Annotated in this window: 11 protein-coding genes and 1 pseudogene; 4 read left to right on the top strand and 8 right to left on the bottom strand. The window is 72.6% G+C overall.

Annotation, left to right across the window (positions count from 1 at the left end; translation table 11 throughout):
- Nucleotides 1–14: 14 nt before the first annotated feature.
- The 6 genes and pseudogenes from ACFYPH_RS00425 to ACFYPH_RS00400 all read right to left on the bottom strand — a co-directional run.
- Nucleotides 15–461 (bottom strand): annotated as a pseudogene (locus ACFYPH_RS00425) (hypothetical protein); the annotation flags it as partial.
- Nucleotides 462–701: 240 nt separating this feature from the next.
- On the bottom strand, nt 702–4,304 hold the full coding sequence (locus tag ACFYPH_RS00420) for an adenylate/guanylate cyclase domain-containing protein (RefSeq protein WP_387177859.1): 3,603 nt from the start codon (nt 4,302–4,304) through the stop codon (nt 702–704).
- Entirely contained in the window at nt 4,301–5,131 is an 831-nt protein-coding gene (locus ACFYPH_RS00415) for an MBL fold metallo-hydrolase (protein ID WP_387177856.1), read from the bottom strand. Before ACFYPH_RS00415 ends, ACFYPH_RS00420 begins: the two co-directional genes overlap by 4 nt.
- 124 nt (nt 5,132–5,255) lie before the next feature.
- The gene (locus ACFYPH_RS00410) at nt 5,256–5,717 is read right to left on the bottom strand and encodes a RidA family protein (protein WP_007466196.1); all 462 of its coding nucleotides are present in this window, start codon (nt 5,715–5,717) and stop codon (nt 5,256–5,258) included.
- Nucleotides 5,714–5,869 carry a DUF4177 domain-containing protein gene (locus ACFYPH_RS00405; protein ID WP_007466198.1) on the bottom strand — a complete coding sequence of 52 codons (156 nt, stop codon included), beginning with the start codon at nt 5,867–5,869 and terminating at the stop codon, nt 5,714–5,716. The genes ACFYPH_RS00410 and ACFYPH_RS00405 overlap by 4 nt, the downstream gene beginning before the upstream one ends.
- Nucleotides 5,870–5,912: 43 nt before the next feature.
- Nucleotides 5,913–6,398, bottom strand: a complete 486-nt coding sequence (locus ACFYPH_RS00400) for a hypothetical protein (protein WP_354856521.1) — start codon at nt 6,396–6,398, stop codon at nt 5,913–5,915.
- Nucleotides 6,399–7,152: 754 nt separating this feature from the next.
- Between ACFYPH_RS00400 and ACFYPH_RS00395 the strand changes: the two genes are divergently transcribed.
- From ACFYPH_RS00395 to ACFYPH_RS00385, 3 genes are read left to right on the top strand one after another with little or no spacing between them, the layout of a single operon-like run.
- Nucleotides 7,153–7,734 carry a hypothetical protein gene (locus ACFYPH_RS00395; protein ID WP_354856551.1) on the top strand — a complete coding sequence of 194 codons (582 nt, stop codon included), beginning with the start codon at nt 7,153–7,155 and terminating at the stop codon, nt 7,732–7,734.
- Between the two features lie 26 nt (nt 7,735–7,760).
- A complete protein-coding gene (locus ACFYPH_RS00390) occupies nt 7,761–8,738 on the top strand; it encodes an ArsA-related P-loop ATPase (RefSeq protein ID WP_355064886.1) in 978 nt (325 codons plus the stop codon).
- 54 nt (nt 8,739–8,792) lie between these two features.
- Nucleotides 8,793–9,944, top strand: coding sequence for an ArsA-related P-loop ATPase (locus tag ACFYPH_RS00385; RefSeq protein ID WP_354856516.1), 1,152 nt, complete (start codon nt 8,793–8,795; stop codon nt 9,942–9,944).
- A 6-nt stretch (nt 9,945–9,950) separates the two neighbouring features.
- Here ACFYPH_RS00385 and ACFYPH_RS00380 read toward each other — a convergent pair whose 3' ends face one another.
- Nucleotides 9,951–10,271 carry a WhiB family transcriptional regulator gene (locus ACFYPH_RS00380; protein WP_007466209.1) on the bottom strand — a complete coding sequence of 107 codons (321 nt, stop codon included), beginning with the start codon at nt 10,269–10,271 and terminating at the stop codon, nt 9,951–9,953.
- 404 nt (nt 10,272–10,675) lie between these two features.
- Here ACFYPH_RS00380 and ACFYPH_RS00375 point away from each other — a divergent pair, with 404 nt between their 5' ends.
- Nucleotides 10,676–13,111 (top strand): transglycosylase domain-containing protein, encoded by a 2,436-nt coding sequence (locus tag ACFYPH_RS00375; RefSeq protein ID WP_354856514.1) that lies wholly within the window; start codon nt 10,676–10,678, stop codon nt 13,109–13,111.
- 77 nt (nt 13,112–13,188) lie between these two features.
- On the opposite strand, the gene ACFYPH_RS00370 is transcribed toward ACFYPH_RS00375, so the two are convergent.
- Entirely contained in the window at nt 13,189–13,644 is a 456-nt protein-coding gene (locus ACFYPH_RS00370) for a GatB/YqeY domain-containing protein (RefSeq protein ID WP_354856511.1), read from the bottom strand.
- Nucleotides 13,645–13,669: the final 25 nt, after the last annotated feature.

Raw genomic sequence — 13,669 nt, 5'->3', positions numbered from 1 at the left:
GCGGGAGACACGGCAGCGGTGTCGGCAGCGGTGTCGGCAGCGGTGTCGGCGGCGGCCGGCGTGCCCCGGCGAGCGTCCATCCGCAGTCCGACCGCGGTGGCCACCGCGCCCAACCCCTCCCAGGCGGCCACGCCGAAGAACCGGTCCGGGGCGATGTCGGCCAGCACGGCGATGCTGAACACGGTGAAGGTGACCAGCCGGAAGACCACCGTGAACCGGTAGAACGCCCGCCACTCGGTGACCGTCGCGAGCAGGTAGTAGACGCCCATGTTGAACGACGCCATCGAGGACGCCAGCAGGAACGTGCCGGTGTAGTCGCCGGCGCCACGCGTCGCCGGCACCTCGAACCCGAGCAGGCGCAGCTGCGCCTCCGGCCAGAGCAACCCGACCGCGCCCATCACCAGCGCCAGTACGCCGAAGACCGCGATGGTCCACCCCGCGACGGAACGCGGCAGCTTCATGAGGGCCTCCCCAGGCACGGCGACGGTCGCCACTGTGGACCACCGCACGGTGGTGACACGCTAGCCCCTCACCCCGACCACCACATCCCCAGAACCGCCAAAACCGCCCCACCCCCACCCCACCCGCCACCCACCGCGGCGATCATGAAGTTATTGCCACCGATATCGGCGTGTCGGCGCAATAACTTCATGATCAACGGGCGGGGGGACCCCGGGCGGGGGCCCGGGGCGGGGGAGGGGTTAGGGGAGGGTCAGGCGGGTTTGGAGGGCTTCGGCTGCTGCTCGTTCGCTGCGTTGTTCGGTGGCGTACGCGAGGCGGACCGCCTCGTCGGCGCAGGACCGCGCCTCCGCCGCGTGGCCGCAGGCCGCCAGCGCCTCGGCGAGCACGCTCGCCGCGATCACCTGACTGCGCACGTCCTCGGCGGGCGCGGTGACCGCCCGTCGGGCCCAGTCCAGCGCCTGCTCCCGCTGACCGTGGGCGAGCAGCGCCGACGCGTACCGGGCCATGGTCTGGCGGCGGGAGAAGAGCAGGGAGGGCGCGTTGGCGGCAGCCGTCGCCACCGGGGCGAGCAGCCCGACCGCGGTCGCCGAATCACCGGCGGCCAGTCGGGCGGTGGCCAGCAGCACCCGGGGCGCGACCTGCGCCGGCGCCTGCGGGTTGTGCGGTTCGACGGCCGTCAGCACCGCTCGGGCGGCCTGCTCGGCGGTCTCGTGGTCGCCCATGTCCAGCGCCACGAAGCCGCGCAGCGTGCCGGCCATTCCGGTGAGCAGCGGGTGTGAGGTCTGGTCGGCGTACGCCAGGGCGTCGGTGAGCAGGTCGGCCGCGTGCTCCGGCTCGCCCAGCCCACGGGCCACGACGGCCCGGACGACCAGCGCGAACCCGCGCCCCCAGTCGTCGGACGCGGCGGCGAACTCGCGGTACGCCCGGCGGGCCTCCCGGTCCGCCTCGGCCAGCTCGCCCAACTCGGCGGTGGCGAACGCCGCGACCGCGCGCAGCGTGCCCACCGCCCACGCCTCGCCGACCCGCTCGCCGAAGGGCAGGAAGACCTGCGCCATCCGGCACGCCTCCCGCAGCCGACCGGCGAGCAGCCGGGCGAACGCGGTGGTGCCCCGCAGCCAGGCCCGCCCGTACGGGTCCTTCAGTTCGGCGAAGAGCCGGGCGGCCCGGCCGAGGACGGCATCGGTACCGGCGAAGTCACCCCGGGTCGTGGTCACCCAGGCCAGGTTCTGCAGCGACCAGGCCTGCCCACGCCGATCCTGTGCGCTGAGGCTGACCTGGTAGGCGGCGGCCAACCGGCTGCTCGCCTGGCTGAGCCGACCGGCCACGAAGTCGCCCATGCCGAGCCGACGCATGGCGGACGCGCGCAGCGTGGGCAGCCCGCCGGCCGTGGCCACCTGCAACGCCTCCTGCCAGGCGGCCTCCGCCCGACCCTGGTCGCCGAGGGTCTGCTGGGCCTGCCCGGCGAGCAGCAGGGCGCTGGCACGGGTGGCTTCGTCCCCCGCGTTGGCGGCGATCTTCTCGGCGAAGGCGAGCGCGTCGGCGACCCGGCCGATCTGCAGCAGCGCACGGGCGTGCACCACCCGGTCGGTCGCCGGTATCCCGTCGCGGGCCAGCTCGCTGGCGCGTTCGGCGTACTCGACGGCGAGCGCGGGCTCCCCGGCGGACAGCGACCGGCGGGCGGCCCGGCCGAGCGCGGCGACCCCGAGCGGGACCACGGCGCGGGCCGGCGCGTCCGGTCGCAGTTTCACCGCGTCGGCGAGCGTGGCGGCCCGCTGGACGTGCATGGCGACGAAGTCGTCGCGTGCCTCCTCGGTGAACCCGCCCACCCCGCCGGTCGTGACCCCGTCGACGGGCGCCGCCCAGCGGGCCAGCGCGGCGTGCCGCTCGGCCAGTTCCGCCTTGCTCACCCCGGCGTACGCGGCCTCCCGCATGAGCGGGGTGGCGAACGCGTAGCCGGCGCGGGTGCGGTGCAGCATGCGGCGTTGCAGCAGCTCCTCGACGGCCCGATCGAACTCCACGGCGACCACCGCCGAGGGCCTCCCGTCGCGGCCGGCTCGCTGCTCGCGCAGCGCCTCCAGCGCGCCGGTCGGCACGGTGTCACCCACCACCGCCGCGTCCCGCAGGACGGAACGGGCGTCCGGTGGCAGCGCGTCGATCCGGGCGGCCAGGACGGCCGCGAGGTCCCGGGAGAGCAGCCGGCTGCCCAGGGAACCGGGTACGAGGCGCCAGCCGGCCGGCGTGCTCGGGTCACGGTCACCGGACGCGGGCCGCTCGGCGGTCAGCGCGCCGCGTTCGATCAGCAGGGTGACCAGCTCCGCCAGGTAGAACGGGTTGCCCTGGGCGGTGGCGAGCAGCCGGTCCGCGTCGGCCGGTGGCAGCTTCCCGCCGCCGAGGTAGCTGGTGAGCAGCCGGGCGGCGTCGGCGCCCCGCAGCGGCGGCAGGGAGTGCACCTCGGCGTCCGCGACGCGGGTCAGCGCACCGGCGGTGCGGACCAGCTCGGGGCGGCCGAGCAGCAGCACGAGCACCGGGCCGGTGAGTCGGGAGAGGGTCCCCCCGAGAGCGCGGATGGTTTCGGGGGTGGCGTCGTGCAGGTCGTCCACCACGATCACCAGGGGCGCCTCCGAGGCGAGCCCGCTGAGCAGGTCGGCGACGGCGTTCGGCACCGCCTCGGCATCGGCGGGCGAGGCGGTCGTGCTGCCCCACTCGCCGTTGTCGGTGCCGCCGTGCACGGGCAGTTCGGCATACCCGAGCAGGGTGAGCAGTTGGTCGGTGGCGATCGCGGGCGTCTCGCCGGCGGAGCGGGCGAGCCGCTGACCGAGCCGCCGCAGCCGCTCCTCCACGGCCGGCCGGGTCAGCGCGGTTGCCGCGTCACCGGGCAGACCGACCGCGGCACGGACCAGGTCGGCCAACGGCGCGAGCCTGCGCCGCTCACCGAAGGCGGCGCACCGCACCGAGAGCACCCGGGCGCCGGTGTGCGCGGCGTACCGGCCGGCGCCCACGTCGTACCCGGCGGCGAGGCGCTCGACCTCGGCGGCGAACCGGGACTTGCCGATGCCCGCCTCGGCGGTCATCAGCAGCACCCGCGGGTCACCCTGGTCGATCACCTCGGCGAGTCGGCCGGCGACCCGGCCGATCTCGGTCTCCCGGCCCACGTAGGGCGCCTCGTCGCCGAGACCCGACCGGGTGCCCGGCGCGTCCAGCAGGCCCAGCAGCTCGTACGCCTCGACCGGCTCGCGCTTGCCCTTGAGCCGCAGCGGGCGCAGCGCGCGCCAGGAGGCGACGTGCCGGGTCGCGGCGGCGGTCCGTCCGCCGGCGTAGACCGCGCCGACCGCGGCGGCGTCGGCCAGCCGGGCTGCGGTGTTCACCGTGTCGCCGATGACCGTGTATTCGATGGCCGCCTGGATGCCGGCGATGACGTCGCCGGTGTTCAGGCCGACCCGCAGGCCGAGCGGCGCACCGCCGCCGCGCTCGTCGTCGAGCACCCGGCGCACGGCCCGCTGCATGGACAAAGCGGCCCGGACGGCCCGTTCGGCGTCGTCCTCGTGTGCCACCGGCGCCCCGAAGACCGCCATGATCCCGTCGCCGGTCAGCTTGTCGACGTGCCCGCCGAACGTCTTCACCGCCCCCGCGAGGGAGGCGAGCACCCGGTCGGTGACCGCTCCGACCCGCTCCGGGTCGAGGTCCTCCGACCAGGAGGTGAATTCGGAGAGGTCACCGAAGAGCACTGTGACGACCCGACGCTCGGCCGCCGGCAACGTGGCGGCGGCCGGCAGCGCGGCACCGCAGTTGTGGCAGAACCGTGCGCCGGGGACAGCGACAGTTCCGCACACCGGGCAGGTCACATGTGCTCCAACCCACTGACCCCCGGCGTGGATTCCCCGGTGTCGACGCCCAGATACTCCAACTGGGCACGGACCGACCATTCCGCGGCCCACCAGAGCGAGCGGTCCACGTCGGCGTAGACCGCCGCGACCACGTCCGCCGGTGTCCGCGCGCCGGCGGCGACCGCCGCCCGGACCTGGTCGAGGCGGGCCCGGCGGTGGGCAAGGTAGAAGGTGGCGGCGGCGGCGCAGTCGGCCAGCGCCGGGCCGTGCCCGGGCAGCGCCGGAATTCCGGTGTACGCGGACAGCAGCTCCAGGCTGCTCAGGTAGTCGCCGAGGTGCCCGTCGGGGTGGGCGACCACGGTGGTGCCGCGGCCGAGGATGGTGTCACCGGTGAGCACCGCCCGCTCGTCGCCGTGCTCGACGACGAAGCAGACCGAGTCGGCGGTGTGCCCCGGGGTGTCCAGCAGTCGGATGCCCAGGCCGAAGCCGCCCAGGTGCGCATCGGTCAGGGGCGTACCGCCGATGGTGTGCGCCGGGTCGACGGCGAGGACGTGCACCCCGCCGAGCAGTTCGCTGAGCCGGGCGGCGCCCTCGGTGTGGTCGGGGTGGCCGTGCGTGATCAGGATCAGCCCGATCGGGCCGTGCGCGGCGATCCGGGTCAGGTGCCCCTCGTCGGCCGGCCCGGGGTCGACGACCACTGCCGGCTCGCCCGGTGCCGCGCGCAACACCCAGGTGTTGGTGCCGTCGAGGGTCATCGGGCCGGGGTTCGGCGCGCGCAGCAGTGTCACCCAGCTCGGCAGCCTGTCGGCCAGCGCCGCAGTCGCCCCCGTCACGTGCCCGCTCATGGCTGCGATCGTACGACCCCGCCCGCCACGGCCCGCGATCATGCAGGTCCAGCCCCTGATTCATCCCTGTTCAGGGCTTTCCTCCGGGCCGGCGGCGCACGATCGCGGGACGGTGGCGGTGCGGTCAGGCGACCTCGACGATCAGTTCGATCTCCACCGGGGCGTCCAGGGGCAGCTCGGCGACCCCGACGGCGCTGCGGGCGTGGCGGCCGGCCTCGCCGAAGACGGTGCCGAACAGGTCGGAGGCGCCGTTGATCACGGCGGGCTGGCCGATGAAGCCGGGGGCCGAAGCCACGAACCCGGTCAGCTTGACCACCTTGACCACGTTCTCCAGGCCGACCAGCGAGTCGACGGCCGCCAGCGCGTTGAGCGCACACCGCTGGGCCAGGTCCTTGGCCTGCTCGGCGGAGATGCCGGCGCCGACCTTGCCGGTCGCCAGCAGCTTGCCCTCGGCGATCGGCAGCTGGCCGGAGACGTAGACGTGCTGCCCGGACTGCACGGCCGGCACGTAGCTGGCCACCGGCGGCACCACGTCGGGCAGTTCGAGGCCCAGCTCGGCGAGCTTCGCGTGGGGGCCGTTGCTCATGCCTTGGGCCGCTTCAGGTACGCCACCAGCTGGTCGGGGTTGGGGCCGGGGACCACGGCGACGAGTTCCCACCCGTCCTCACCCCAGTTGTCGAGGATCTGCTTGGTCGCGTGGACCAGCAGAGGGACCGTGGAGTATTCCCACTTCTGCATCGCTGGAGGGCTCCCTCGTGGTGCGGACTTCGTCGGGCACAGCCTACGGTCCGCTGGCCGGACGAGGCGCGGGACGCTGCTCCGGCGTGGCCGGCAGCTCTCCACAGGGCCCCTGGTGCTCGTACCCCTGGGGGCAGCGCGACCGGTCGGGCAGCAGCAGGTCGCAGAAGACCCGGTGGCGGTTGTTCTGGTCGTCGGCGTTGGACACGGTGGTCTCGCCGGCGTCCAACTCCGGTAGGAAGCCCAGCGACTCGGCGACTCGACCGGCCAGCAGGGTCGCCGAGGCCAGGTCGGGCACCCGGATCGGCAGGTGGATGACGAACCCGGGCTCGTCGTCGTCCCGCAGCCGCTCGCCGGGCCGGCTCGACCCCCGGATCACCTCCGGGGGCTCCGGAACCCGACGGTACGACCGCTCGTTGATGGGCAGGCTGCCGAACGGCCCGCCGGCCACCTCTCCCACGGACCCGGGCCGGCGTTGCCGCTCGTTCGTCGGGAACTGGGTGCGAGGGATGTTGTCCGCATCGCGCATGAACTGCCTCCGGTCGTACCTCTCGGACCACGCTTCCGGCCCGGACCATTCATCCGTTCCGGCCCCCGCACCGGACGAAGGTAGGTCCACGGCGACAGTCCCGCCAACAGGACGCGCACGATCAGTCACCGCCAGTCACATATGCGACAGATGTCGGGCAGGAATCCCGACTGCGAGTGATCTCACGGTCTGGACGTGCGCGCGATGCCAAGCACCGCGCGGTAGGGGCGACACCGAACCGGCGGCTGGCCGCTACCCTTCCGGTCGGACGGTCGCACAGCGCCCGGCCGCCCGCTCGATCTCGCTCGGCGCCAGGGGTGGCGGCCGGGCGCCGCACCCCCGGGGGAACGAGATGACCCAACCGCCCAGCGGCGACCAGGCCGGCCCGCGCGCTCTTCCGTCGGCGCCCCCGGATTCCGCCGGTCAGCCCGAGACGCCGACCATCCCCGGACAGCCCGGCCCGACGGCCTCCGGCCAGTCCGATCCGGCGCCTTCCGGCCAGCCGATCACCGGGCAACCCGACCCGACCGCCCCCTTGAGGGAGTCCGACGGGGCGACCGTCCAGGAGCGTCCCGGCTCGCCGACCGCCACCCAACCCGGCCCGGCCGCCCAGCCCGCACTTCCCGGCCCGGCCGCACCTGCGGGCCCGTTCGCCGCTGCGGGCCCGTCCGCCCAGCCAGGCCAGCTCGCCCTTCCCGGGCAGCCCGCTCATCCCGGACAGCCCGCGCCGGGGGCGCTCCCCGCGCAGCCGGGCGTGCCGACCCAGCCCGGCCCGCCCGCTGGCGTCCCGCAGACCGACGACCCGGCCGGCACGCCGCAGTCCCCCGGGGCCCCGGGTGCGATCCCACCACCCCCGCCCGGCTACCCGCCGTACCAGGGCACCGTCGAGCCGAAGAAGAAGCGCGGCCTGCTGATCGCCGCCATCGCGCTGGTCGTGATCATGGTGCTCTGCGTGGGCGGCGGCGTCGTGGCGTTCCTGACCCTGCGCAACGCCGAATCCGGCGAGGGCGCGAAGGAGCCGGCGGTCGCCGTCGACGAGTTCCTCACCGCCGTCTACAAGGACCGGGACGCGACCAAGGCCGCCAGTCACGTCTGCGCCGCCTCCCGCGACGACAAGAAGATCGCGGCGAAGGTGGCCGAGGTGCAGAAGTACGCGTCCGAGTACCAGAACCCCCGGTTCAAGTGGACCACCCCAAAGGTCGACAACCAGACCGGCGACCGGGCCACCGTCTCCACGCGCATCACCATGACCACCGCCGACGAGAAGGTGGCCGACCAGGACCTGCGCTTCACTGTGGTGCAGAAGACGGGTTGGTGGGTCTGCGAGGTCGCCTGACCGGCAAGCCTGGATAGGCTCGACGGGTGCGTGCAGCTGAGCGGCCGTCCGACCCGGCCGGTACCGGATGGTCGGCCCGCCTCCACGTGGTGACCGGCAAGGGCGGCACCGGCAAGACCAGCGTGGCGGCGGCGCTGGCCCTGGCGCTGGCCGCCGGTGGCCGGCGCACCCTGCTGGTGGAGGTGGAGGGCCGGCAGGGCATCGCCCAGCTCTTCGGCATCGAACCGCTGCCGTACGAGGAGCGGCACCTCGCCGACACGCCGGACGGCGGTGAGGTGCGCGCGCTCGCGGTGGACGCCGAGGAGGCGTTGCTCGAGTACCTCGACATGTTCTACAAGCTGGGCGCGGCGGGCCGGGCCCTGCGCAAGCTCGGCGCCATCGACTTCGCCACGACCATCGCCCCGGGTCTGCGTGACGTGCTGCTCACCGGCAAGGTGAAGGAGGCCACCACCCGGACGTCGGGGCAGCGGCGCGCGTACGACGCGGTGGTGCTGGACGCGCCGCCCACCGGTCGGATCGGCCGCTTCCTCAACGTCACGGCCGAGACGGCGCGGCTCGCCAAGGTCGGCCCGATCAAGACCCAGAGCGAGGGGGTGTCCGCGCTGTTGCGCTCCCCGATGACCGCCGTGCACGTGGTCACGCTGCTGGAGGAGATGCCGGTGCAGGAGACGGTGGACGCCATCGCCGACCTGACCTCGCTCGGCTTCGGTATCGGGAAGGTGATCGTCAACGGCGCCCGACCTCCGCTGCCGGCCGGCCCGGCGGTCACCGCCGCGGAACTCCGGCGCGGCCTGGTCGCCGCCGGGCTGCCGGCCGATCAGGACATCGTGGCCGGGTTGCACGACGAGGCGCGAGACCAGCTCATCCGACGCGAACTGGAGGATTCGCTCCGCGCCGACCTGGTGGAGTTGGGGCTGCCGATGGTCGAGCTGCCGTTGCTGCCCGACGGGGTGGACCGGGCGGCCCTCACGACCCTGGCCCGCGCCCTCGTCAGCGCCGATTGACTCACACCTGAGCTCGGCACGGGCGCATGGACCGACGCGGCCCGATACGCTCGATTGGTGCCTTCCGAAGACGCGGCGCCGCAGCTGGACGTCGACCAGATCCTCGCCGACCCGGGCGTGCGGATCGTCGTGTGCTGCGGTGCCGGCGGGGTGGGTAAGACGACCACGGCCGCGGCGCTGGCGCTGCGGGCCGCCGAGCACCATGGCCGGCGCACGGTGGTGCTCACCATCGACCCGGCACGCCGGCTGGCCCAGTCACTGGGCCTGACCGAGCTGGACAACACACCCCGTCAGGTCAAGGGCATCGACGTCGAGGCCAGCGGCGGTGAGCTGCACGCCATGATGCTGGACATGAAGCGCACCTTCGACGACGTGGTGCTCCAGCACACCGACCCGGCGAAGGCCGCGGAGATCTTCGCGAACCCGTTCTACCAGGCGATGAGCTCGACGTTCGCCGGCACGCAGGAATACATGGCGATGGAGAAGCTGGGCCAGCTGCATGCCCGGGGCGAGTGGGACCTGATCGTGGTGGACACTCCGCCGTCCCGCTCGGCGCTGGATTTCCTGGACGCGCCGGCCCGGCTGTCCCGCTTCCTCGACGGCCGGATGCTGCGTCTGCTGCTGGCACCGGCGCGCAGCGGCGGACGGAGCATGTTCAGCCTGGTCACGGCCTCGTTCGGGATGTTCTCGAAGGTGGTGCAGAAGGTGCTCGGCGCCCAGTTGCTCACCGACCTGTCCGGCTTCGTGGCCGCCCTCGACTCGATGTTCGGGGGTTTCCGGCAGCGGGCCGAGCAGACGTACCGCATCCTGCAGGCGCGGGAGACGGCCTTCGTGCTGGTCGCGGCGCCGGAGCCGGACGCGGTCCGGGAGGCCGCCTACTTCGCGGGCCGGCTGCGGGAGGAGAAGATGCCGCTGGCCGGCCTGGTGCTCAACCGGGTGCACCGACCGGTGGTCCCGGAGCTGGACGCCGAGCAGAGTGGGGCCGCCGCGGAGCGGCTGGCCGAGCTGGGTGGGCACGAGGCCACCGCCGACGTGCTGCGGGCGCACGCCGCGCTGGCCCGTCAGGCGGTACGCGAGCAGCAGGTGGCCGCGCGGTTCACCGAGGCGTTCCCGGCGGTGCCGGCGGTGTCGGTGACGGCGCAGCCCGCCGACGTGCACGACGTCGACGGGCTGCGGACGATCGGCGCGGCGATCGGCCGGTCGTGACCGGCGTCAGGTGGCCGCGCTGACGAGGATCTTGTCCTTGCCAGCCTTGTCCTTGCTGTTCTTCTTCATCGCTGCCTCGAACATCTTGCGCCAGCTCGTCACCTGTGGGTGCCGACGCAGCAACGCCCGGCGTTCGCGTTCGGTCATACCGCCCCACACACCGAACTCGATCCGGTTGTCCAGCGCGTCGGCCAGGCACTCGTACCGAACTGGGCAGCTCCGGCAGATCCGCTTCGCCACGTTCTGTTCGGCGCCCTGTACGAACAACGCGTCCGGGTCCCCGTTCTGACACGCCGCCAGCGACGGCCAGTCAGTGATCATGCCCATGTGTACACGTCCCCCCTTGCAGTACCTACCGACCTCGTTGCACGGCAGCCGGCAATTTCCCCCCGGTCGCCCGGCCGCCTTCCCCAAGGCGGTGCGGACGACATGTGGCGCTGTCGCCGCCATCATCATGCTCTGTAGTCGGCTGATTACGCAACGTTGTCGGCGAAATCCATCATTCCGGACACTCCCGGCTTCCCGGGCTCTCGACCGCCGGTTACCCCGCCGAGGTCGGCGAAAACGCTGCGGAGCCTCCGCCGAACGGTGGAGACTCGCGCCAGGTCACACGCAACCTCGTACGGGGGGTCATGCGTTTAGCACAACGAGGGCAGCGCACGCAGGAAATGGGGAAACAACGCCCCAGCGCCCCTCGTTCCCTACTCGCGTACCATGCCGAGGTGACCTGGATGCGGAAACGTGACCACAATGTGCTGACCAACGCCGCATCGCTGCTCATATGTGGCCTGTTGGCTGGCGTGGTGGTCGCTGCGGCGGCCTTCCCCGCGGTGGCGATGTCCGGCCTGGCCGCCAAGGCCGGCGCAGAGACATTCGGCAACCTGCCGACGGAGCTGACGGTGGCCCGCGCGCCACAGATCAGCTACCTGCTCGCGTCGGACGGCAAGACGCCGCTGGCGACGATGTACGACGAGAACCGCCGCGACGTGAAGCTCGCCGACATCTCGCCGTACATGGTCAAGGCCATCATCGCGGCCGAGGACCACGACTTCTACAAGCACAACGGCGTCGACATCAACGGTGTCGCCCGCGCGTTCGTCAACAACCAGAGCGACGGCGCCGGGCGTCAGGGCGCCTCGACGCTGACCATGCAGTACGTCCGGCTGGCCATCGCCTACTCGGCCACGCATCCGGCCGACGTGGTCGCCGCGACCGAGGACACCAGCGCCCGCAAGCTCCGCGAGATGCGGCTGGCCCTGCAGGTCGACAAGGAGTTCTCCAAGGACGAGATCCTGACCCGCTACCTCAACCTCGCCTCGTTCGGCAACGGCGCGTACGGCATCTACGCCGCCAGCCAGGTCTACTTCGGCAAGCCGCCGAGCAAGCTGAAGATCGAGGAAGCCGCGCTGCTGGCCGGCATGGTGAAGGCCCCGACGACCAACGACCCGACCACCAAGAGCGGCTACCCCCTCGCGCTGGACCGGCGTAACTACGTCATCCAGAACATGGTCGACACCAAGGCCATCACCCAGCAGGAGGCCGACGCCGCCAAGGCGGTCAAGCTGAAGGTGCAGGACAAGCGCACCCCGAACGGCTGCGTCGCCACAAACGTCAACAGCTGGGGCTTCTTCTGCGACTACTTCTACCGCTGGTGGATGCAGCAGGAGACGTTCGGTTCGACCTCGTACGACCGTGAGCGGCGCCTGAAGAGCGGCGGCTACACCGTCGTGACCTCGATCGACGTCCAGGCACAGAAGGGCGCGGACGCGGCGGTTCGCCGGGCCAAGAAGGAGACCAGCAAGGAAGCCGCCATGGTCGCCGTGGTGGAGCCGGGCACCGGGCGGGTGCGGGCGCTCGCGGTCAACCGGCAGTTCAAGCTGGACGATCCGAAGAACCCGAAGAACAAGATCTCCAGCGACCCGGCGAAGAGCAGGCGCGGCATCAAGGGCAACTACCCGGCGACGGTCAACCCGCTGCTCACCGGCGGCGACGGCATCGCCGGCTACCAGGCCGGCTCGACGTTCAAGATCTTCACCATCGTCGCCGCGCTGGAGAAGGGCATCCCGCTCAGTTATTCGTTCAACGCGCCGCAGCAGTTCAAGTCGGAATACATCATCGACAGCAGCAGCCCGGCGGCCTGCCCCGGCACCCACTTCTACTGCCCGACCAACTCCGGCAAGAAGGCCGGCGGCGTGCAGAACATGTGGAGCGCCTTCGCCCAGTCGATCAACACCTACTTCGTGCCGCTGCAGCAGCAGGTCGGCGCCGAGAACGTGGTCGACGTCGCCAAGCGGGCCGGCATCCAGTTCCGGGCCAGCAACGACGCCAAGTTCGCCGCCACCAAGGACTCGGCCCACCAGTGGGGCGCCTTCACCCTGGGCGTCTCCTCCACCACGCCGCTGGACCTGGCCAACGCCTACGCGACCCTCGCGGCGGACGGCAAGTACTGCGAGCCGATCCCGGTGCAGGAGATCCGCGACCCGGAGGGCAAGAAGCTCGACATCGCCAACCCGCGCTGCGAGAAGCGGTTCAGCACCGACGTGGCCCGCGCCGCCGTGGACGCCGCCCGCTGCCCGGTCGGCGACAACTCCAAGACCAGCAAGTGCGGCAGCAGCCGCACCGCCGCGGTCGTGAAGGGCATCGTCGACGCGCCGGTGGCCGGCAAGTCCGGCACCACCGACTCCGAGAAGACCGCCGCGCTGGTCGCGATGACCAAGCAGTACGCGGTGGCCGGCATCATGGCCGACCCGGACTGGCCGCAGACCAACGTCAAGATGAAGCACGCCGAGAAGGACGGCATCAACCCGCCGGTGTACGAGACGCTGCGGGACGCCATGAAGGGCAAGCCGCGGATCAACTTCGAGCCCCCGGGCCAGAAGATCTCCGAGGGTGACCAGCGCAGCATCCCGGACGTGAAGTGCCAGCCGGTGGAGACCGCCAAGTCCCGGATCAAGGGCGCGGGCTTCGAGCCGATCGTCTCCGAGGCGAAGGTCGCGTCCCCCTGCCCGGCGGGCACCGCCGCCGGCACCAACCCGGACGGGCGCACCATCAAGGGCGGCCCCGTCACCATCCAGATCAGCAGCGGTGGCGGCACCCCGCCGGACGGCAACAAGCCGGCACCTCCCGGTGGCACGCCCGGTCGACCCGGCGGCCGCCCGAACGGCTGAGCCGACGAGCAGGACACACGAACGGGCGGGCACCCACTGCGGGTGCCCGCCCGTTTTCGTCGGTCCGAACCGGCAGATCAGAGGCCGAGCTGTCGGCGTACCTCGGCGGCGACCCGACCGCCCTCGGCCTGGCCGGCCACCGCGGCCTGGGCCGCCTTCATGGCCGGGCCCATCTGGGCCTTGCCGGTGAAGCCGCCCGCGGCGAGCGCCCCCGCGACCAACTCCGTCAGCTCGGCGTCGGAGAGCTGCCTGGGCAGGTAGCGGTCCAGCACCTCACCCTCGGCGGTCTCCTTCGCGGCCTGCTCGGTGCGGCCCGCGTCGGCGAAGGCGGTGGCCGCCTCCCGGCGCTTCTTGGCCTCCTTGGTCAACACCGCGAGCACCTCGTCGTCGGTGAGCTCGCGCTTGGCCTTGCCGGCCACCTCGGCGGTGCCGACGGCGGCCAGGGCCATCCGCAGCGTGGAGGTGGTCAACTCGTCGCGCGCCTTGAGGGCGGAACGCATGTCGGCGGTGAGGCGGTCCTTCAGCGTGCTCATGGACGGTCAAACTACCCTGAACGCC

Origin of the sequence: Micromonospora sp. NPDC005252 (genome assembly GCF_042872475.1) — a bacterium.
Lineage (GTDB): Bacteria > Actinomycetota > Actinomycetes > Mycobacteriales > Micromonosporaceae > Micromonospora.
This window is presented reverse-complemented; position numbering and strand designations above follow the sequence as displayed.

Coding starts and splice junctions, on each gene's coding strand:
- ACFYPH_RS00415 (WP_387177856.1), bottom strand. CDS start 5,131: ATGAGCGGGCACGTGACGGGGGCGACTGCGGCGCTGGCCGACAGGCTG.
- ACFYPH_RS00410 (WP_007466196.1), bottom strand. CDS start 5,717: ATGAGCAACGGCCCCCACGCGAAGCTCGCCGAGCTGGGCCTCGAACTG.
- ACFYPH_RS00405 (WP_007466198.1), bottom strand. CDS start 5,869: ATGCAGAAGTGGGAATACTCCACGGTCCCTCTGCTGGTCCACGCGACC.
- ACFYPH_RS00400 (WP_354856521.1), bottom strand. CDS start 6,398: ATGCGCGATGCGGACAACATCCCTCGCACCCAGTTCCCGACGAACGAG.
- ACFYPH_RS00380 (WP_007466209.1), bottom strand. CDS start 10,271: ATGGGCATGATCACTGACTGGCCGTCGCTGGCGGCGTGTCAGAACGGG.
- ACFYPH_RS00375 (WP_354856514.1), top strand. CDS start 10,676: ATGCGGAAACGTGACCACAATGTGCTGACCAACGCCGCATCGCTGCTC.
- ACFYPH_RS00370 (WP_354856511.1), bottom strand. CDS start 13,644: ATGAGCACGCTGAAGGACCGCCTCACCGCCGACATGCGTTCCGCCCTC.